This window comes from Streptomyces sp. NBC_00249 (assembly GCF_026342355.1).
In the GTDB taxonomy this organism is placed as follows: domain Bacteria; phylum Actinomycetota; class Actinomycetes; order Streptomycetales; family Streptomycetaceae; genus Streptomyces.
The window spans coordinates 392,009-412,826 of the sequence record NZ_JAPEMV010000003.1 but is presented as its reverse complement, the minus strand read 5'-3'; the positions used below and the strand labels follow the sequence as shown (position 1 = coordinate 412,826).

Annotated in this window: 15 protein-coding genes; 10 read left to right on the top strand and 5 right to left on the bottom strand. The window is 71.2% G+C overall.

What is annotated here, in order from left to right:
* The first annotated feature begins 118 nt into the window (after nucleotides 1-118).
* Together OOK31_RS16080 and OOK31_RS16075 are read left to right on the top strand one after the other, a co-directional pair.
* Nucleotides 119-2,119: a hypothetical protein gene (locus OOK31_RS16080; protein WP_267087902.1), complete on the top strand. Its 2,001-nt coding sequence runs from the start codon at nucleotides 119-121 to the stop codon at nucleotides 2,117-2,119.
* 4 nt (nucleotides 2,120-2,123) lie between these two features.
* On the top strand, nucleotides 2,124-3,602 hold the full coding sequence (locus OOK31_RS16075; protein WP_267087901.1) for a branched-chain amino acid ABC transporter substrate-binding protein: 1,479 nt from the start codon (nucleotides 2,124-2,126) through the stop codon (nucleotides 3,600-3,602).
* Nucleotides 3,603-3,608: 6 nt separating this feature from the next.
* Here OOK31_RS16075 and OOK31_RS16070 read toward each other — a convergent pair whose 3' ends face one another.
* A complete protein-coding gene (locus tag OOK31_RS16070) occupies nucleotides 3,609-3,884 on the bottom strand; it encodes a hypothetical protein (RefSeq protein ID WP_267087900.1) in 276 nt (91 codons plus the stop codon).
* Nucleotides 3,885-4,425: 541 nt separating this feature from the next.
* Here OOK31_RS16070 and OOK31_RS16065 point away from each other — a divergent pair.
* From OOK31_RS16065 to OOK31_RS16050, 4 genes are all read left to right on the top strand, one after another.
* Complete coding sequence (locus OOK31_RS16065; protein WP_267087899.1) at nucleotides 4,426-5,901, top strand: xanthine dehydrogenase small subunit; 1,476 nt, start codon at nucleotides 4,426-4,428, stop codon at nucleotides 5,899-5,901.
* Nucleotides 5,898-8,267, top strand: coding sequence for a xanthine dehydrogenase molybdopterin binding subunit (gene xdhB, locus OOK31_RS16060; RefSeq protein ID WP_267087898.1), 2,370 nt, complete (start codon nucleotides 5,898-5,900; stop codon nucleotides 8,265-8,267). Before OOK31_RS16065 ends, xdhB begins: the two co-directional genes overlap by 4 nt.
* A 1-nt stretch (nucleotide 8,268) precedes the next feature.
* Nucleotides 8,269-9,135, top strand: a complete 867-nt coding sequence (xdhC, locus tag OOK31_RS16055) for a xanthine dehydrogenase accessory protein XdhC (protein ID WP_267088297.1) — start codon at nucleotides 8,269-8,271, stop codon at nucleotides 9,133-9,135.
* Between the two features lie 161 nt (nucleotides 9,136-9,296).
* Entirely contained in the window at nucleotides 9,297-10,049 is a 753-nt protein-coding gene (locus OOK31_RS16050) for an SDR family NAD(P)-dependent oxidoreductase (RefSeq protein WP_267087897.1), read from the top strand.
* 12 nt (nucleotides 10,050-10,061) lie between these two features.
* Here the strand turns inward: OOK31_RS16050 and OOK31_RS16045 are convergent, their stop codons facing one another.
* A complete protein-coding gene (locus tag OOK31_RS16045; RefSeq protein ID WP_267087896.1) occupies nucleotides 10,062-10,787 on the bottom strand; it encodes a VOC family protein in 726 nt (241 codons plus the stop codon).
* A gap of 150 nt (nucleotides 10,788-10,937) precedes the next feature.
* Nucleotides 10,938-11,222, bottom strand: coding sequence for an isoamylase early set domain-containing protein (locus tag OOK31_RS16040; RefSeq protein WP_267087895.1), 285 nt, complete (start codon nucleotides 11,220-11,222; stop codon nucleotides 10,938-10,940).
* 337 nt (nucleotides 11,223-11,559) lie between these two features.
* Between OOK31_RS16040 and OOK31_RS16035 the strand changes: the two genes are divergently transcribed.
* The 4 genes from OOK31_RS16035 to OOK31_RS16020 all read left to right on the top strand — a co-directional run bounded on the left by OOK31_RS16035 (nucleotide 11,560) and on the right by OOK31_RS16020 (nucleotide 17,452).
* Nucleotides 11,560-11,883, top strand: coding sequence for a plasmid stabilization protein (locus OOK31_RS16035; RefSeq protein ID WP_267087894.1), 324 nt, complete (start codon nucleotides 11,560-11,562; stop codon nucleotides 11,881-11,883).
* Nucleotides 11,884-12,184: 301 nt separating this feature from the next.
* Nucleotides 12,185-15,100 (top strand): hypothetical protein, encoded by a 2,916-nt coding sequence (locus OOK31_RS16030; RefSeq protein ID WP_267087893.1) that lies wholly within the window; start codon nucleotides 12,185-12,187, stop codon nucleotides 15,098-15,100.
* A gap of 232 nt (nucleotides 15,101-15,332) precedes the next feature.
* Nucleotides 15,333-16,769, top strand: a complete 1,437-nt coding sequence (locus tag OOK31_RS16025; protein ID WP_267087892.1) for an amidohydrolase family protein — start codon at nucleotides 15,333-15,335, stop codon at nucleotides 16,767-16,769.
* A gap of 35 nt (nucleotides 16,770-16,804) precedes the next feature.
* Complete coding sequence (locus tag OOK31_RS16020) at nucleotides 16,805-17,452, top strand: class I SAM-dependent methyltransferase (RefSeq protein WP_267087891.1); 648 nt, start codon at nucleotides 16,805-16,807, stop codon at nucleotides 17,450-17,452.
* 12 nt (nucleotides 17,453-17,464) lie between these two features.
* On the opposite strand, the gene OOK31_RS16015 is transcribed toward OOK31_RS16020, so the two are convergent.
* On the bottom strand, nucleotides 17,465-18,655 hold the full coding sequence (locus tag OOK31_RS16015; RefSeq protein WP_267087890.1) for a cytochrome P450: 1,191 nt from the start codon (nucleotides 18,653-18,655) through the stop codon (nucleotides 17,465-17,467).
* Between the two features lie 174 nt (nucleotides 18,656-18,829).
* Complete coding sequence (locus OOK31_RS16010; protein WP_267087889.1) at nucleotides 18,830-20,812, bottom strand: amino acid transporter; 1,983 nt, start codon at nucleotides 20,810-20,812, stop codon at nucleotides 18,830-18,832.
* Between the last annotated feature and the right edge of the window lie 6 nt (nucleotides 20,813-20,818).

Below are 20,818 nucleotides of genomic sequence, written 5' to 3'. Positions count from 1 at the left end.
GTCCGGCAGCCGTGCCGGGGTCACATCGGGGCAACGGGCAGCGGGAAACCCCTGTCTGACTGGGCCTGCGGATGGCAGGCTCTACTCCTCGGAAGCGTCCTGGGGGGGATCACACGTGATGGAGCCGGGTACGGGCATGGGCCTGCGGGGCCGCAGCGGCATCCTGTCGCTGGTCGACGCGTGCCTGAAGGAGAACCCGGCGGCGGAGCGCCCCCTGACGATGCTCCTCGGGCCGGCGGGCAGCGGGGCCAGCGAGGCGCACAGCGCGCTGATGGAGCACTTCGGGCCCGACTACCCCTTCGCCTTCGTCAACTTCGGCGGGGCCCAGTCCCTGCTGCCGCGCTACGCCCTCGGGCTCCTGGCCCGCCAGCTCGAACGCAAACTGCCCCGTTACGGGCGCTCCCACTTCCCGCTGCTCAGCCTCGGCCTGCTCGCCTCCGACCAGGAGCTGCGCATGCGCAGCCTCGCGGAGGGCCGTCGGGCGGTGCAGCGCCAGCTGGACCGGTTCCAGGAGGAGAACGAGGCCCGGCACGGCGACTACCTGGCCGCCTTCTTCGAGGTGGGCATGGGCGCGGTCGGTATGCCCGAAGGTGCCTCCAGTGCCGCGCTCGCCCTCTTCCAGGACGCCCTGCGGCGCGGCCGACGCACGGTGCCCGGCCTGTTCGGGGGCCGGCTGGGCAGCCGGCTCACCGCCGGGGCCCACTGGTACGGACGCCATCCCATGATCCGCAGCGCGGACCCCATGGAGGCGCTCGTGGAGCTCAACCTCTGGCGCCACGAGGGCGACGAGAACCAGCAGGAGCGGCTCGACCTCGTCCTGTTCTCGGCGTTCCTGGAGGACCTCCGACGCAACACCGCCCGCAACTTCATGCCCCGGTCCTACCTGCTGCTCCTCGACAACTCCCACACCGAGTACGGCCGCCGCTTCCTCGACCTGCTGCTGCGTTCCCGGCACGACGAGACGGTCGTCGCCGGCCGCACCAGCGACCCGCTGACCGTCGTCGCCAGCTCCAACCGCTGGCTGCCCCGCTGGGGTCCGGCCACCGGGGACTCCTGGCCCTGGCAGCTGCGCGGCCCCGACCGGGCGTCCCTGTCCGACTGGAACGCCCACCGGCCGACCCGCGACAGCGAGGACACCTGGTGGTACCCGCTGCGCCTGCGCGACCTCAACCTGGACGAGGTACGGATCCGGATAGAGCTCCAGCTGGGCGGGAACAGCGACCTGGCCCCGCTGACCCGCCTCACCCCCTTCGTGCACCGGCTGACCGGCGGGCTGCCGCGCGCCGTCCACCAGGTTCTCGACGTCCTGCGCCAGGCCGGGCCGCCGCCGGACTCGGGCCCCCAGCAGGACCGCTGGCTGCGCACCCTGCCCGACCGGCCGCTGCGCACCGGGGAGGACTCCGCCTCGCTCGCCGACACCGCCCTCGGCCATCTCCTGCGGGACTTCGACGAGACGCAGCGCGCCACCCTCGCCGAGTGCGCGGCGGCCCGGGACTTCTCCGTCGCCACCCGGCTGCTCAGCCCCGACGACTCCCTGTTCGGCGAGATCCGCTCCCGCTGGCTGCTGACCGGCCCGGTCGCCGTCGTCCCCGTACTGCATCCGTGGCTGCGCCGGCTGCTGCTGTGGCGGCTGGCCGCGCGCCCCGGTGCGTGGGACGCGGTGCACGAGCTGCTCGCCGAGTACTACCGGGGCGAGGGCAAGCCGGTGCAGGAGATGTACCACCAGCTCGCCCGGGGTCGGACCGATGAGGTCACCGCCCATCTGACGCGGCGTTTCACCGCCGTACCGGCCGCGCAGTGGATCTCCGAGTTCGACGCGATCACCGCCGCGCCGAACCGCCTGCCCGCCGACAGAGGGCCGCTGGAGCTCCTCGGCGGGCTCGTGCCGCGCCGGTCCGGGCAGGTGCGGGACACCGAGTCCGTGATCCACACCCTGGTGACCACCCGCTGGGTGTGGAGCGATCCGCTCGCCGACCCCGCCATGCGGCTGGGCGACATCATCGCCGACGGCTGTACGCAGCTGTCCCAACTGCGGAGGAACGACATCGTGGCCCTGTTCAACGAGGCGGAGCGCTACCGTCATTGGCGCGATCCGCAGACCGCCGGCTGGGAGGGCTGAGCGCGTGCCCAGACTCGAATGGCCTCTGCACGTCGTGCGCCGCGTCGCCCTCGCCACCGCTGCCGCCGTCGCCCTGGCCGCGGCGCTGTGGGTGGGTGTCGGCTGGTTACAGGAGCGCCAGGCCCGGTGCGCCGACGGGGTCGTGGAACGGGGCCCGGCCGACGAGTGCGTCGGGGTGAGTGACGGCTCCTACGTCTTCGCGCCGCACCTCGACGCCGTCAGCGCGAAGATCGAGGAGGAGAACCGCCGGGTCCTGGCCAACGCGGACAAGGAACCGTACGTCAGCGTCGCGTACTTCACCTCCTTCACCACCACCGCCGAGGACAGCAACTCCGCCGAGGGCGTCCGGCACGAACTCCAGGGCGCCTACCTCGCCCAGTTCCGGCACAACCAGGGCGATCTCTCCGCCACCCCCAAGATCCGGCTGCTGATCGCCAACCCGGGCAGCAGGTCCACGCAGTGGAAGCACACCGTCGACGAGCTGATCGCCCGCAAGGACTCCCCGGACCGGCTCGTCGCGGTCACCGGCCTCGGCCCCAGTACCGACGAGAACCTCTCGGCCATAAAGCGCCTCTCCGAACACGGCATCGCGATGGTCGGCGCCACCATGACCGCCACGAACATCCAGGGCATCAACGGCTTCGTCCGGATCGCCCCCACCAACGAGGACGAGGCCTACGCGGGCGCCGGCTACCTGAAGCGGCGCGGTGTCGCCACCGCGATCGTCATCCAGGACGTGGCGCAGGGGAACCTCTACGCCTCCACCCTCGGCACGGCGTTCACCAAGGCCTTCCAGGAGGGCGACAAGCACCGGCTCGTCGCCGAGCGCATGACGTATGACTCCTCCGTCAGCAGCGCCTGGCAGAACGAACTGCGGTACATGCCGGGCCAGTTGTGCCAGCAGCGCCCCCAGCTCGTGTACTTCGCGGGCCGGGGCCGGCACCTCACGCACTTCCTCGACGCGCTCGCCAACCGCAGCTGCACCGACCAGCAGTTCACCGTGTTCGCCGGGGACGACACGACGAACCTGAGCCCCGAGCAGCTCGCCCACGCCGCCGAGACGGGCATCGAGGTGCTGTACACCGGCCTCTCCCACCCCGACATGTACCGCGCGGCCCCGCAGGCGGTGTCCGCGCCGTCCGCGAAGAACTTCCAGCCGGGCGGGCTGCTGGACCGGTGGTTCCCGCACGACACCCGCGAGGACGGCGGGGCCCTGATGGGGCACGACGCCGTGCTCGCCGCGGCCCACGGCATCCAGATGGCCGCCCGCTGGCAGGGTCAGGTCGTCGGCGACGCGGTGGCCCGGATGTTCCACCAGATGGACGGCACCCAACAGGTCGCCGGGGCCAGCGGGTTCATCTCCTTCCAGAACAACGGCAACCCGCGCAACAAGGCCGTCCCGATCCTGCGCCTCAACGGCAAGGGCCAGGTCGAGTTCGTCGAGGTGTCGGCGGCGGAGGGCAAACCGCCCCAGGAACAGTGACAGGCCCTAGCGGGGTTCGCCGGGCGCAGCCCGGCAGGCGGCGCCCGCGGAGCCGCCGGGGACGCCGGCTTCCGTCAGCGCGGTCACACAGCCGCCCAGGTCGCCGACCACGCCGCGGTAGCACGCGGCACTGACGGCGTCGGTGACGCTCACCCCCGCCTGCTCGACCATGGCCGTGCAGGCGGGGATGTCGGCGCGGGCGCCGGAGGCGGCGAGGCCGGCGCCGCCGAGTACGAGGGTCAGCGCGGTGAGGACACCGGCGAAGCGGGTCGATGTGCGCATGGGACGCACCTGCCCTCCGGGATCGGCCGGGCGGCCCGGGAGCGGGACGCGCCGGGCTGGCTTCCCCCCTCCCCTACGACGCTAGATCAGTTCCCCGCCCCGCGCGACGCGGCCGCGTCCGCGAGCACCACTGGTCGCGCGTACGAAATCCCGCCCCACGAAGTGGCCGCCCTTGGTGGAATCGCCCCACAACGGCTTGACCGATGAAGGCGGGCAACGTAACTTCGTCCGCAGCGAATCGTGGGCCACTGGAAAGGGGTGAAGTCGGATGTCAACCATCTCCGAGCTGCCTCACTCCGCCCACCAGGTCGCCTGGGCTCCGGGTCGTGTAGCACACGGCTGCTGAGCAGCCCCTTTTCCGGTGTGCCCGATCACGGGGCCCCGGCATTTCCGCATTTCTGCCACCGCTTGCGGCGCACCGTTGTGTGCCGGTTTGTCGCGCTCCGCTCCGGGGTTTTCGAGCCGCGCGACCGAAAGAGAAAGCTCCTGAAATGGCGACTAGGACAGTCATATCCACCGTGCTCCGAAATGAGGACGTGCCATGGTAGCGGCGCGGATCACGGTCAACGGGAAAGAAACACCGATTTCACCGGCAGCGCCCCACACCACCGTGCTGGATTTCCTGCGCGAGCGTGGTCTGACGGGCACCAAGGAGGGCTGCGCCGAGGGTGAGTGCGGCGCCTGTTCGGTCCTGGTGGCCCGCCCGGGGGTGAACAAGCCCACCGACTGGGTGGCGGTCAACGCCTGCCTGGTGCCGGTCGCGGCGCTCGACGGCCAGGAGGTCGTCACCTCCGAGGGTCTCGCCACCGTCGACGCCTCCGGCACGCCGACGGCGCTGCACCCCGTGCAGGAGGAGATGGCCGTCCGCGGCGGCTCCCAATGCGGTTACTGCACACCGGGCTTCATCTGCAGCATGGCCTCCGAGTACTACCGGCCCGACCGCTGCGCACACGCGGACACGAGCGCGGACGGTGGCACCGACCCCGACCCCGAGCACGGTCCGAACGGTTTCGATCTGCACGCGCTGAGCGGGAACCTGTGCCGCTGCACCGGCTACCGCCCGATCCGCGACGCCGCGTTCGCCGTCGGCTCGCCCACCGAGGACGACGTCCTCGCCCGGCGCCGCGAGCAGTCCCCGCCCGAGCCCGCCGCCACCGCGTACACGCAGGACGACAGCGCGTTCCTGCGGCCGGGCACCCTGGCCGAGACGCTGCGGCTGCTGCGCGAGCGGCCCGACGCGGTGGTGGTCGCCGGCAGCACCGACTGGGGCGTCGAGGTGAACATCCGCTCCCGCCGGGCCCCTTGTGTGGTCGCCGTGGACCGGCTGCCCGAAATGCGGGCGCTGCGCGTCGGGTCCGACCACGTCGAGATCGGGGCGGCGCTGACGCTCACCGAGATCGAACGCCGACTCGACGGCAGCGTCCCGCTGCTGGCGGAACTGTTCCCGCAGTTCGCGTCGCGGCTCATCCGCAACAGTGCGACCCTCGGCGGCAACCTGGGTACCGGCTCCCCCATCGGTGACAGCCCGCCGGTGCTGCTCGCCCTGGAGGCGTCGGTGGTGCTCGCCGACGCCGACGGTGAGCGGGAGGTCCCCCTGTCCGACTACTTCACCGGTTACCGGCAGAGCGTGCGCCGTCCCGGCGAGCTGATCCGCGCGGTGCGCGTCCCGCTGCCGCTGTCGCCGGTCACGGCCTTCCACAAGATCGCCAAGCGGCGCTTCGACGACATCTCCAGCGTGGCCGTCGCCTTCGCCCTCGACATCGAGGACGGCATCGTCCGCAAGGCGCGCATCGGCCTGGGCGGCGTGGCCGCCACCCCGATCCGCGCCCTCGCCACCGAGGAGGCCCTGGAGGGCAAGCCGTGGGCGGCCGGGACCGTCCGGGCCGCGGCCCAGGTCCTGCGGGCCCAGGGCACTCCGATGGACGACCACCGTGCGAGCGCCGGCTACCGCTCCGCGATGCTCGGCCAGAGCCTTTTGAAGCTGTACGCGCAGACCACCGAGGCGGTGTCGTCATGAGCCAACTGTCCGAACGCCCCGAGAAGCCCGTCGTCGGGGTCTCCATGCCGCACGAGAGCGCCAACCTGCACGTCACCGGGGCCGCGCTGTACACCGACGACCTGGTCCACCGCACCAAGGACGTCCTGCACGCCCACCCGGTCCAGGTCATGAAGGCCCACGGCCGGATCACCGCGCTGCGCACCGAGCCCGCGCTCGCGGTGCCCGGTGTGGTCCGGGTGCTGACGGGTGCCGACGTACCCGGCGTCAACGACGCCGGTATGAAGCACGACGAACCGCTGTTCCCCGACACGGTCATGTTCCACGGCCACGCGGTCGCCTGGGTGCTCGGCGAGACCCTGGAGGCGGCGCGGCTCGGTGCGGCGGCCGTCGAGGTGGAACTCGACGAACAGCCCTCCCTGGTCACGCTGGAGGACGCCATCGCGGCCGGCAGCTTCCACGGCGCCCGGCCCCTGATGCTGGCCGGCGACGTCGACGCCGGCTTCGAGGACTCGGCGCACGTGTTCAGCGGCGAGTTCCAGTTCTCCGACCAGGAACACTTCTATCTCGAGACGCACGCGGCGCTGGCCCTCGTCGACGAGAACGGGCAGATGTTCGTCCAGAGCAGCACCCAGCACCCCTCGGAGACCCAGGAGATCGTCGCGCACGTCCTCGGCCTGCACAGCCACGAGGTGACCGTGCAGTGCCTGCGGATGGGCGGCGGCTTCGGCGGCAAGGAGATGCAGCCGCACGGGTTCGCGGCCGTCGCCGCGCTCGGCGCCAAGCTGACCGGCCGGCCCGTACGGCTGCGGCTCAACCGCACCCAGGACCTGACCATGTCCGGCAAGCGCCACGGCTTCCACGCCCAGTGGAAGATCGGCTTCGACGCCGAGGGCCGCATCCAGGCCCTGGACGCCACCTTGACCGCGGACGGCGGCTGGAGCCTGGACCTGTCCGAGCCGGTGGTGGCCCGCGCGCTGTGCCACATCGACAACACCTACTGGATCCCCAACGCACGCGTCGCCGGTCGCATCGCCAGGACCAACAAGGTCTCCAACACCGCCTTCCGCGGCTTCGGCGGACCGCAGGGCATGCTGGTGATCGAGGACATCATGGGCCGGTGCGCGCCGCTGCTCGGCCTGGATCCGATGGAGCTGCGCGAGCGCAACTTCTACCGGCAGGGCCAGGCGACGCCGTACGGGCAGCCGGTCACCCACCCCGAACGGATCTCCACCGTCTGGCAGCAGGTCAAGGACGACGCCGGCATCGCCGGACGCGAGCGCGAGATCGCGGCCTTCAACGCCGCGCACCCGCACACCAAGCGGGCGCTCGCGCTCACCGGGATCAAGTTCGGCATCTCCTTCAACCTCACCGCCTTCAACCAGGGCGGCGCGCTGGTGCTGATCTACAAGGACGGCTCCGTCCTGATCAACCACGGCGGCACCGAGATGGGTCAGGGCCTGCACACCAAGATGCTGCAGGTGGCCGCGACCACGCTGGGCATCCCGCTGCACAAGGTGCGGCTGGCCCCGACGCGTACGGACAAGGTGCCCAACACCTCCGCCACCGCCGCCAGTGCCGGGGCGGACCTCAACGGCGCGGCGGTGAAGAACGCCTGCGAGCAGCTGCGCGAGCGGCTGCTCCAGGTCGCCGGCGGCCAGCTGGGTACGAACGCCTCGGACGTGCGCATCGTCGAGGGCGTGGCGCGGGCCCTGGGCAACGACAAGCAGCTGGCCTGGGACGATCTGGTGCGCACCGCGTACTTCCAGCGGGTGCAGCTGTCGGCGGCGGGTTTCTACCGGACCGAGGGTCTGCACTGGGACGCGAAGGCCTTCCAGGGCTCCCCGTTCAAGTACTTCTCCTACGGAGCCGCCGCGACCGAGGTGGAGGTGGACGGTTTCACCGGCGCGTACCGGATCCGGCGGGTGGACATCGTGCACGATGTCGGCGACAGCCTCTCCCCGATGATCGACATCGGTCAGGTCGAGGGCGGTTTCGTGCAGGGCGCGGGCTGGCTGACCCTGGAGGACCTGCGGTGGGACTCCGGTGACGGGCCGAACCGCGGCCGGCTGCTGACCCAGGCCGCGAGCACCTACAAGCTGCCGAGCTTCTCCGAGATGCCCGAGGAGTTCAACGTCAGGCTGCTGGAGAACGCCACCGAGGAGGGTGCGGTCTACGGGTCGAAGGCGGTGGGTGAGCCTCCGCTGATGCTGGCGTTCTCGGTGCGCGAGGCGTTGCGGCAGGCCGCCGCGGCGTTCGGGCCCGGCGGGGTCGGTGTGGAACTCGCCTCCCCCGCGACACCGGAGGCGGTGTACTGGGCGGTCGAAGCGGCCCGCGGGGGCGGCAGCGGGGTCCCCGCCGACGCAAGCGCTCTGAGTCATGCCTGACATGAGCTGGGTGGCCGCGGTCGCGCGGTTGCGGGCACGCCGGGAACCCGGTGTGCTCGTGACCGTCGCGACCGTGCGCGGCCACGCGCCGCGCCGGGCCGGTGCCAAACTCGTCGTGGGACGGACCGAGACGTGGGGTTCCATCGGCGGCGGCAACATCGAGGCCGTCGCCATCGACCGGGCGCGCGAGCTGAACGGCGCGGCCGATCCGGAGCCGGAGCTGATGGAGTTCGCCCTGAACGACAAGGTCACCGGCCCGCACGGCGTGCAGTGCTGCGGCGGAGCCGTCACCGTACTGCTCGAACCGCTGCCGGTGGTCCAGGCGGTGGCGGTCTTCGGCGTCGGGCACGTCGGACTGGAACTTGCCCGCATCCTGGCCCGGCAGGACCTCGATCTGCACCTGATCGACACCCGTCCCGGCATGCTCACCGACGAACGTCTCGGTGTGCTCGCGGACGCTGTGGCGCAGATCCACGTGCACCACGCGCTGCTGCTGCCGGAGGAGGTGCTGGGGGAACTGCCGCCCGGCACCCACGTCCTGATCATGACCCACGATCATGCCGAGGACGCCGCACTGTGCGACGCCGCCCTGCGCACCCCGGGGCTCGGCTCGATCGGGCTGATCGGCTCGTCCGCGAAGTGGGCGCGGTTCCGGCAGCGCCTGGCCACCGAGGGCGGCCACGACGCCGCCGCCATCGACCGGATCAAGACCCCGATCGGGCTGACCGAGATCACGGGCAAGGAGCCCGCCACGATCGCGGTGAGCGTCGCGGCGGACCTCCTGCGCACCTTCGAGCAGGACCGCCAGTGGTCCGTCCCGGACGTCCTCCCCGCGGCCCCGTACGCACCGGCGGCCGGCAACGCCTGAGCCGACACGCCCCGGGCCGGGCTGCCCGGGGCGTGCGGTGTCGGAGAGGCCGTTGACCGTTCGGCCCGCGCCGCCTGCGCCGGACACGTCAAGATCGCTCCCCGTATATTGGGCAGCAGCCGGTGATCTTGCCGGGAGGGCGGGGACCGAAGGAGTCGTGGATGAGCCGGGGAATATTGGTGACCGGGGCCTCCCGGGGCATCGGGCGCGCTGTCGCCGCCGCCTTCGCCGAGCAGGGCGACCGGGTGGCGGTGCACTGCTCGGCCCGCAATGCGGACGCCGAGCGGACCCTCGCCTCGCTGGCGGGCGACGGGCACGTACTCGTGAGCGGTGACCTCAGCGATCCGGCGCGGGTCGAGGCCCTGGTCGGCGAGGCCGACGAGGCGCTGGGGGGTGTGGACGTCCTGGTGAACAATGCCGCAGTGATGATCGCGCATCCGCTGCCCACCAGCTCGTACGCGGACTGGCAGGAGGCGTGGCAGCGTACGGCGGCGGTGAACCTGTTCGGCGCCGCGAACCTCAGCTACTGCGCGGCCCGCCGCATGATCGACGCGGGCCGCGCGGGCCGCATCGTGAACGTCGGCTCGCGCGGCGCCTTCCGGGGCGAGCCCGACCATCCGGCGTACGGGGCCACCAAGGCCGCGCTGCACGCCCTCGGCCAGTCCCTGGCCGTCTCGCTGGCACCCCACGGCATCGCGGTCGCCTCGGTGGCGCCCGGCTTCGTCGCCACGGAACGGGTCGCGGACCGGCTCGACGGCGCGGAGGGCGAACGGATCCGCGCGCAGAGCCCCTTCGGGCGGGTCGCCACACCGGAGGAGGTCGCCTCGGCGGTGCTCTACCTGGCCTCGCCCGGGGCGGTCTGGAGCTCGGGCACGGTCCTCGACGTCAACGGCGCCTCGTACCTGCGCACCTGAACCGGAAACGGCTCAGCCGGCGATGCTGAACAGGGCGCCTTCGGGGTCCCGCAGGGTGATCTCGCCGGGGAAGGGACCGGAGTCCGGGGCGGAGACGGTGTCGGCGCCCAGGGCGGTGGCCGCCTTCACCGCGGTGTCGAGGTCGCGCACCCGGAAGTGGACGTGCCAGCGTGGCCGCAGGTGGGGGTCCGGGGCCTCCGCGAGGGTCCCGCCGTGCAGGCGGGCCACCGTCCGGCCCGCGTGGCGGAGCAGGATCCGGTTGTTCTCCTCCACGTAGGCGACCTCGCAGCAGCCCTCGTGCTCGCAGGCCCACTCCAGTACCTCGCCGTAGAAGATGGCGGCGTCGAAGGCGTTCCTCGTACGCAGCTCGAGCCACGCGGGGGCGGCTTCGCCGCCCATACCCCAGTCGGGAATGGCGTCGCCCTGCCAGATCCCGAAGACCGCCCCGTCACGGTCGGAGGCGAGCGCCGCCCGTCCGGTGCCGAAGGACATGGGTCCGACGGCGACGGTCGCACTGCGTTCGAGGATGCGTGCGGCCGTGACGTCCGCGTCGTCCACGGCGAAGTACGGGGTCCAGGCGACGGGGACGGTGAGCGTCGGGGGCAGGGAGCCGAGGCCGGCCACCGGCACGCCGTCCCCGAAGCCGACGGAGAACGCCTCTCCGACCCGGGCGGTCCCGAATTCCCATCCGAGGACCGCACCGTAGAAGTCCTGGGCCGCGCCGAGGTCGCGTGCCATGAGGCTGACCCAGCACGGTGCGCCGAATGTCTCGTGACTCGATGCTGACACGACGCTCGACCCCATCCGCTGGCGCATCCCCCTGGAATCCCCCTCCACGGTACTCGCGGGCGCGCCGGAGACGGTGCGTAGGCGCGCAGGTGCGGTCCGTCAGGTGCGCAGGAGACTGTTGGAGCCGTCGAGTGCGTCGGCGCCCTCGTCGTTGAACCAGTGGTCGCCCTCGCCCAGGTACCGGAAGGCGTGCGTGCTCTTCTTGGGCAGGGCGACGGTGACCGCCCGCATGCCGTCCTTGCGGGGCCGCAGCTCGTGGGTGCCCGGCCGCCAGTCGTTGAAGTCACCCACGACGCTCACCGGTCCGGGCGGGGCGTCCGCCGGCAGGACGAAGGTGATCTCCATGTGGTCCTTGGCGTCTTTGCGGCGCTTGCGTTCGAGCACGGGAAGGCTCCTGCCCAGTCGGGAAAGGTCGGCCACATCCTCGCCCCGGGGCCGGTCTGGCCCCACGACGACACGGCGAGATGACGGACGGGCACCCGGGCGGCGGAGCCTGAACGGGGAACCGGGCGTACGGAGGGCGACGAGGATTGGGCCGGACGAGAACGGGCAGGCGCGCAGCCGGGGAAACCCTCTCCGACGAGTGTGATCCACCATGACGAACGCAATCACGCACAGCGGCGATCCACACACGCCCAGGCCGGTCCCGAGGCCCGTCCCCGACCCGGTTCCGAGGCCCGAACCCCAGCCGTCACCTCCACCCCGGTAGCAAGGAGTCACCATGCCCCGCGGTTCCAGCCCCAAGCGCGAACGCCAGTACGAGCACATCAAGGAGAGCGCCGAGAAGCGCGGCGAGAGCACCGAGCGGGCCAAGGAGATCGCGGCGCGGACGGTGAACAAGGAGCGCGCCCGGTCGGGCGAGTCGAAGACCGCGAGCAAGAGCTCGATCCAGGACATGTCCTCCGCCAGGCGGGGCGGACAGCGTTCCCACAGCGGTGCGCAGGGGCCGACGTACGACCAGCTGTACGCGGAGGCCCAGCGCCGCAACCTGCACGGCCGCTCCTCGATGGACAAGGCCGAACTGAAGCGCGAGCTCGGCTACTGACGGTCCGCCGGCTCACCGAGGAGGAGTACCCGCGCTGGTACGCCGGCGAGGAGGCCGCGTGCATCGCGGACAGCGTCCGGGCCGGAGCGCTGACCCCCGAGGAGGCCAGGACGGCACCGGCTTCGCCGTCCTGGACGAGAGCCGCTCGATCGACCTGTAGCGCCTGCCCTGCCGCTTCCGGCCCGGCCTGCCCTCCATAGGCTGCTGACCTTCGAAGGCCTTTCAGGACTTCCCCACGCAAGGACCGAGGCAGCCTCATATGAAATCCCGGGCATACCGGCCGAACAGGGCCGTATCCCTGATGTGCACCGCGGCACTGGTCCTGACGCTTCTTCAGGCCCTGGCGGGCGCCACCCCCGCCGCGGCCGTGACCGACGACCGGCCCTTCGCCACATGGAACATGCAGGGGGCGAACGAGGGGGCGAACACCAACAAGTGGACCACCTACATTCCGACCTTGTTCAACTCCCAGAGCATCGGCACGCAGACGCATTCCATCGTCGCGCTGCAGGAGATGGCCAGCCCTCCCGCGAGCAGCGTGCCGACCCAGACCCACAGCGACGTTCCCGTCACGTACGCGGGGCCCGCCGGCCCGGTCAACGGCGACGTCCGCGTCTACCACAACACGTGGACCCGCAACGGTGAGAACTACTCCCTGTACTGGGCGATAACCGACTCGAACGGGGAGCCCGGTCTCCCCGCCAGGGTCAATGTGGGAATCCTGGTGAACACCAGCCGGCTGGGCGGCGCGGTGCCGGAGCCCGTCGTGGTGCAGCCCGACGCCCTGGGCGGTACGCTCCCCCGCCCCCTGATCGGGGTGCGGGTCGGCACGGACTCCTACTACAGCATCCACGCCCTGTCGGGAGGCGGCAACGACCGCAACAACGCCATCAGGGCGGTGGCGGCACGCCATGCGCTCCAGGGCGGTGCGTGGGTGGTCGCGGGGGACTTCAACTTCGACCTGCAACGGGGCGTCTGGGTCCCTCCGTCCGGGCACCTGCGCAACCCCGGCCAGATCACCCACGAGGCACGGCAGCCCGGCGGGAACGACACCGAGCTCGACTACGCCGTCAGCAGTGCTCCCGCGGCGAACGGGTGGGAGCCCCACACCGTGTGGGCCGGGTCGGACCACTACGCGGTGTCGCTGAACAGGCTGCACGCGGCCGGTGAGACCGAGACAGGCTTCACCTACCGGATCCGCAGCGAATCCCTCGGCGTGATGCAGACCGCCTCGGAGTCCACGGCGAACGAGGTGCCGGTGAACGCCACCGACTGGGGCCACCGGCTCTCCCAGGTGTGGAAGACCATTCGGGGGAGGGAGATCGACGGGACGGCCTACCACCAGCTGGTCAACATGAACTCCAACAAATGCCTCGACGTGGTCGCCGCCTCGTACGACCCGTCCTCGCACCACTTGCGGCAGACCGACTGCCACGCGAACCCGGGCAAGAACCAGCTCTGGCGCCAGGATCCCGCCAGTCACGTCCTGAGCAACGGTGACGGCCTCGCCGTCGCACCGGACCCGGCCGCCCCCGGCTTCCTCGGCGGCGTGGTTCCCGCGGTCCACGTCGCGAGCGCCTGGCAGCTGGACCCGGTCGACCTGCGGTTCTGGGAGACCGGCGGATTCCAGCTCGGCCCGAACTTCACCATCACCAACGTCACCACGTCCAAGGAGCTGAGCTGGGAAGTCCAGCTCCTGGATCCCGACCGCCTGGGCGAGTACGAAGCGAAGGACACGGACCAGCACCACTGGCGGTTCGAGGCGTCCGGCACGCCCGGCGGGGTCCGGATCGTGAACCTCGCGGGGAACGTCTGTCTGGAGAAGCCAGCGCCCGATCCGGGCGGCGAGGTCGTGCGCATGGCCTCCTGCTCGCCCTCCCCGTCGCAGCAATGGGAGGAGTTCAACGGAGGCATCAGGAACCGCACCGGTGGGTTCCTGGTGCCCGCCCTGGAGGTTTCCAACCACATTCCCATCACGATGCTGAGGTACACGTCCGCACCGGAGGTCCGGTACCGGATCACTCCGAATTTCACGCCGCCGCCCAATGACGGCCGAACCGAACTGCTGGTGTCCTCGCCGCAGGTGGAAAAGGCCTACGACTTCCTCAGCTCCACGATGGACGAGTACGGCTCCAACTCCGCGCTCCGGGTACCGCGCAGCTACGCCGGCGGACACTTCGCCCCCGGCGAGGAGTTCGGCCCCGACGGCTACCAGGCCTCCTTCACCTACGACAACGCCCTGATCATCGCCGCCTTCCTGAAGCGCGGCACCAGCGGTGACATCTCCCATGCCGTCGCCCTGGGCGACAGCCTGCTCTACGCCCAGGCCCACGACATCGATCCGGACGGCCGGATCCGCGCCTCGTACGAGCCCAACCCCTTCGTCACCGCGACGGGTTCTCCCTACGTCGGCGGGTTCTCCGTCTACACCGGCAACATGGCCTGGGCCGGCATGGCCTTCACCCGCCTGTACAAGGCCACCGGGCAACAGCGGTTCCTCGACGGCGCACTGAGGACCGCGAACTGGATCCAGACGAACGCGGCCGACAGCCGTGGCATCGGCGGCTACACCGGCGGACTTCGCAACACCGACGAGACCGGTGCGCAGATGCAGCACATCGACTGGAAGGCCACCGAACACAACATCGACACCGGATCGTTCTTCGCCATGCTCGCCGGCGTCACAGGCGAGGCGGCCTGGAGGCAGCGCTCGGACAACGCGTTCGCCTTCGTGCGGAGCATGCAGGCCGACGACGGCCGGCTCTGGACCGGAACGGGCAACGACGGTGTCACGCAGAACCGCGACACCGTCCCCGAGGACATCCAGGCCTGGAGCTACCTGGCCACGCTCGATCCGGCGTACTCCCGGTCGATCGACTGGGCGGCCACGAACCTGGCGGCCACCGACGGCCCCTACACCGGTGTCAGTTTCGGCCGCACCGACACCTCCAAGGTCTGGTTCGAAGGCACCGCCCACATGCTCGCCGCCTACAACCAGCGCCGCGCACCCGACGACGGCACCAGGGCGGCCACCCTCCTGGACACCCTGAAGCGCGCCCAGAACGAGGCCCCCAACACCGACGGCCGGGCCATCGTCGCCGCCTCCAGCGACGGGCTCACCACCGGGGAAGGGGACATCTACTACGCCTCCCGCCACACCGGGGCAACCGCCTGGTTCCTCCTGGCAGCCCAGGGAGGCAACCCCTTCCGCCTCTGACCGCACGCCCCGTCCCCTGCCCGCCGGCCGTGCGGGCGGGGGGCGGCCCGGGCCCACGGCCACCACCGGGAGACGGCAAACACCTGACGCCAGCGGAAAAATAATTCCACCAACGGCTATCGAAATCCCGTTCGTTGGGAATGGTACGTACACCCTCCCGCCCCTGGCTGACGCTGCGTCACAGCGGTGCCCGGGCGGGCCTTCCGTCATTCCCCCCGGGAGGTACCACGCCATGCAGTCAGCAGCCCCCACCACGCCCCAGGCCCCCAGCCGCCGCAACCTGCTCGCCGGCCTCGGCCTGGCCGCCTCGGCCCCGCTCATGCTCGGCGCCTCCCCTCGTACGACGGCCGTACGGGCCCGCCCCGTCACGCCCCGCGCGACCGGCTCCCGTACGGTCCTGCTCCGCGGGGCGGCCCTGGTGCTCACCATGGACCCGGCCCTGGGGTACGGCCCGCTGGGCGCTCTGGACAACGCCGACGTGCTGATCCGGGGCGGCGCCGTCGCCGCCGTCGGGCAGGGCCTCCAGGCTCCCGCGGGCACCTGGGTCCAGGACGTGTCCGGGAAGCTGGTGATGCCGGGCTTCGTGGACGCGCACACCCACCTGTGGCAGTCCGCCATCCGGGGCGGCTGTACCGACGGCGACCTGTTCGGCTGGTTACAGAGATGTACGGACGCCCAGCGCGCCAGACTGACCCCCGCCACCCTGCACAGCTTCGTCCGGCTCGCCGCCCTCGACGCCGTACAGAGCGGGGTGACCACCCTGGTGGACTGGGTGGACATCTTCGCGTACGACCTGGTCGAGAGCTACGTCCGGGCCCTGGCCGGCACCGGTGTCCGGTTCACGTACGCGATGTTCCCGCCCAAGCCCGACGGGGAGCTGGTCGCCCGGGTGAAGCGGGAGCTCGTGGACCCGGTGCCGCTGGGCTCCTTCCAGGTCGCCACCCACGCGGCACGCGCCATCCGCCACCTCAACCACGCGCACTGGGAAACCGCCCAGGAGCTGGGCGTCATGCTCAACTCCCACGTCCTCGAACGCCCCGAGCAGCGCGCCGACGACCCCCTGGGCGTCCTCGCCGACATCGGCGCCCTGGGCCCGCGCCTCCTGCTCAACCACGCGATCCACCTCACGGAGGACGAGATCGCCGCGGTCGCCGCCCACGACGCGCGGGCCGTCCACTGCCCGCTCAGCAACATGCGCCTGGCGTCCGGCATCATGCCGCTGCCCGGGCTGCGGCGAAAGGGCGTCAAGGTCGCTCTCGGCCTGGACGGCGGCACCAATGACACCTCGGACTTCCACGCCCTGATGAAGGCCGCCATCGGCCTCCAGCGGGCCCGCTCCACGGACGCGGGGGTCTTCCCGCAGGTCGAGGACGTCCTGCGGATGGCCACCCTGGGCGGCGCGGAAGCCCTCGGCATCGCCGACCGGGTGGGCTCGCTCACGCCCGGCAAGAGGGCCGACCTCGTCGTCCTCGACCCTGCCGCCCTCAACTTCGCCCCCCGCTTCGACTGGGTCGGCCAGATCGTCTTCAACGGACGCCCCGAAAACGTCGACGCCGTGTTCGTCGACGGCCGGCCGCTGAAACTCGGCGGCCGTCTCGTCGACGTCGACACCGCCCGTGTCGTCCGCGAGGCCGAAGCCGCCGCCACCCGCATCCGGTCCCTCGCGTAGGGACTCCGCGCTTCTCCTCCCGTTAGGATCTCCGGGTGACCGAACCCGACACCGTGCACGCCACCCGCGAGGCCTACGACGCCATCGCCCCCACCTACGCGCAGCTGTTCCACGGCTCTCTGGGCGGCCGTCCTCTGGAGCGCGCCCTCCTCGGCGCCTTCGCGGAGCTGGTACGGGCGAACGGCGACGGCCAGGTGGCCGACCTCGGCTGCGGACCGGGCGAGGTCACCGCTCACCTCCACGGGCTGGGCCTGAACGCCTTCGGCGTCGACGCCTCCCCCGTGATGGTCGGCCTCGCTCGCGCGGCCAACCCCGGACTGCGGTTCGAGGTCGGCTCGATGGCCGCGCTGGACATCGAGGACGGCACGCTCGGCGGGGTGCTCTCGCGGTGGTCCGTCATCCACACCCCGCCGCAGGAGCTGCCCGCCGTCCTGGCCGAGATCGCCCGGGTCCTGGCTCCCGGCGGGCACCTGCTGATCGAGTTCCCCGCCACGGACGGCCCCCAGCACGGGACACAGGCCTACGACCACGCGGTGGTGACGGCCTACCGCTGGTCCCCCGACCGCTTCGCCGGGCTCCTGCGCGCCCACGGACTGGCGGAGTCGGCCCGCCTGGTCATCGAGCCGCTCCCCACCGACCAGCGGCAGTTCCAGGAAGTCCAGCTCCTCGCGTACAAGGTGTGAACCGGCTCTCGGTCACGCGTCCCAGGTGACCGGGAGGCTCTTCACCCCGTAGATGTCCGCCGTCTCCGGGCGCAGGACGACCTCCTGCGCCGGGACGGCCAGCCGCAGCGTGGGGAAGCGGGCCAGCAGTGCGCAGAACGCGACCCGCATCTCGATGCGGGCCAGCTGCGCGCCCAGGCACAGGTGGATGCCGTGGCCGAAGGCCAGGTGGCCGCCGGAGTCCCGGCCGAGGTCGAGCGCGTGGGGGTCCGCGTAGCGCTCGGGGTCGCGGTTGGCGGTGTTGTACGAGAGGACGACCGTCGTGCCGGCCTCGATGGTCTGCCCGCCCACCTCGACGTCCTCCAGCGCCGTCCGCATGAACGACTTGGCGACGCTCAGGTACCGCAGCAGCTCCTCCACGGCCTGGTCGACGAGCGCGGGATCGGCGCGCAGCGCGGCCAGTTGGGCCGGGTTCTGCAGGAGCGCGAAGGTTCCGAGGGACAGCATGTTGGCGGTGGTGTCGAACCCGGCCGCCAGCAGGATCAGGCTGATCCCCTGCAGTTCCTCGTCGGTCAGGTCGCTGTCGGTGAGTTCGCTGAGCACGTCGTCGGTGGGGTTCGCGCGCTTGGCGGCGACCAGCTCCGCGAGGTAGGTCTGGGTCGCGGTGTAGGCCGCTATCAGCTCCTCGTCGCCCGTCTCGCCGCTCATGAACGTGTCGATCTGTTCCTGGAAGGAGTCCCGGTCCTCGTAGGGCACGCCCAGCAGCTCGCAGATGATGATGGTGGGGATGGGCTTGGCGAACGCGGTCACCAGGTCCGCCGACGGTCCGGCGTTCTCCATCGCGTCCAGGCAGTCGGCGGTGATCTGCTCGATGCGTTCGGTGAGCAGTCGCATCCGCCGTGCGGTGAACTTGCCCACCAGGGGCTTGCGGTAGCGGCTGTGCTGGGGTTCGTCCATGAGGAGGAACTCGCCGGGCGGCGCCGGGGGGAGGTCGAAGTCGACCACGTTCAGGAGGTCCTTGCGGGAGCTGAACCGCGGGTCGGCCAGGACCGACCTGACCAGGTCGTGTCCGGTGATCATCCAGCCGGGCTTCCCGCCGGGGTGGGTGTAGCGGCTGATGGGGCCGTGGCTGCGGGCTTCGGTCAGCTCTGCCGGCGGGTCGAAGGGACAGCCGGGCCGGCGTTCCGTCGGCAGCGTCGTGACAGTGTGCAGGGACTCGTCCATGACCATTCCTCGCCTCGCGATAGTGCGCGTTCGATGCGGCTCGAAAGCTACGTTGCATTCAAGGTGACTGCAATCCGCTGGACCACATAACTGCAGGTGGATGGCGGCAAATTGATGCAATGACCCTGGAGTCGAATGCAATGGCGCGTTGCACTGACGGGCCCCGCGGCCCGGTCAGCCGCCGACGTGGATGCCGGGGCGGCGGGCGGGGTCGGGTTCGTGGCTGCGGATGATCTCGCGGGTGACGGGGGCGGTGTCACCGCGTCCCAGGAGGAAGTAGCGGACCATGTGCACCAGCGGGCTGCCTTCGGCCCAGGCGAAGTAGCAGTGCGGCTGAACACCGGTGGCATCCCGCAGGGCCAGCAGGACGGCGGCGATGGCGTTCGGGGCGGCGGGCGCGTCGGCGCGCAGGATCCGGTAGCCGTCCACCTCGACGCCGCGGACGGTGAGGGTGTCGCTGAAGTCCGAGGGGTCGACCACGTCGATCTCGAGGAAGAGCACGTCGGCGGGGCCGGGTACCGGGTTGACCCCGCGCTGTTCGCGTTCCTTGTCGCTGTACTCGGCGAGGTCGCCGGCCTCGCGGCGGTTGGCGATGATGTTGATGGCGTTGTCGTGGGCGATGGTGTCGTCGATGAAACGGCGGGCGTCGCCGTCGAAGACGATGCGGTCGGCGCGCAGTTCGGTGGTGCGGGAGACGCGGGAGATCAGCGACACCAGGACGATCCCGGCGATGAAGAACCCGGAGATGACGATGCCGTCGGGCTTGTCGATGATGTTGGCGACCAGCGCGTAGAGCAGGACGGTGGTCAGCAGGGCGAAGCCGACGGTCGTCGCGCGCCGGCGGCGGCGTGCGACGGAGACGGTGACAGCGAAGGCGCCGGAGACCATCATGGCGAGGATGCCGGTGGCGTAGGCGCCGGCCTGGGCGTCGACATCGGCGTCGAAGGCGATCGTGATGACGATGCACAGGGCGGTGTAGACGAGGACCACCGGGCGGACGGCGCGGCCCCATTCGGGGGCCATGCCGTAGTCGGGCAGGTAGCGGGGGACGATGTTGACCAGTCCCGCCATGGCGGAGGCGCCGGCGAACCACAGGATCAGGATGGTGCTGATGTCGTAGACGGTGCCGAAGGCCTCTCCGACGTGTTCGTGGGCCAGCCAGGCCAGGGCGCGGCCGTTGGCGGCTCCGCCCGGTTCGAACAGCTCGTGCGGGATGAGGAGGGTGGTGACGAAGCCGGCGGAGAGCAGGTAGACGCTCATGACGAGAGCGGCGGTGGTCAGCAGCCTGCGGGTGTTGCGGATCCGCGAGCGCAGTCGCTGTTCCTCGTCCGCCCCGTCGGCGGCGACCAGCGGCATCATGCTCACGCCGGTCTCGAAGCCCGACAGGCCCAGCACCAGCAGGGGGAAGGCCAGCAGCGCCGGGCCCATCAGGTCGCCGAAGCCGCCGCCGCCCTCGGCGAGGGCGGCGGTCCATGCCGACCAGGCCCCCGGGGTGGTGAACACGTGGGCCAGGCCGACGCCGATGACGATCGCGTTCAGTGCGAGGAAAACCGCGACCAGGGGGATGGCCACGCTGACGGCTTCACTGAACCCGAGCAGGAACACCCCTCCGAGGACCAGCAGCAGCGCCACCGTGAGGGCGACCTCGTGGCCGTGCAGGGCGGCGGGGAAGAAGGGGTTCTCCACCACGTGCACGGAGGCGTCCGCGGTGGAGAGGGTGATGGTGATGATCCACGAGGTGGCCACGAAGCCCAGGAGGATCAGCACGAACAGCTTGCCCCACCAGAACGGCAGCAAGTCCTCCAGCATCGCCACCGACCCGGCACCGTGCGGGCTCTCCTTCGCCACCCGCCGGTACATCGGCAGCATTCCCAACAGGGTCAGCGCCACGATCAGCAGCGTCGCCAGCGGCGAGACCGCCCCGGCGGCCAGGGCCGCGATGGCCGGAACATAGGCCAGGCTGGAAAAGTAGTCCACCCCGGTCAGGCACATCACCTTCCACCACGGCTGCGGCACCGTGTGCCCCTCGTCCGCCGCCGGCCCCACCGGCTGCACCTGGTGGCGCAGCAGCCACCGTGCCAGCCCACTGGCCGGCTCCGCACGTGCTGAAGGAGTGTCCACCACTTCCGGCATCACCGGCTGATCCCCTTCCCTCATGTCCCC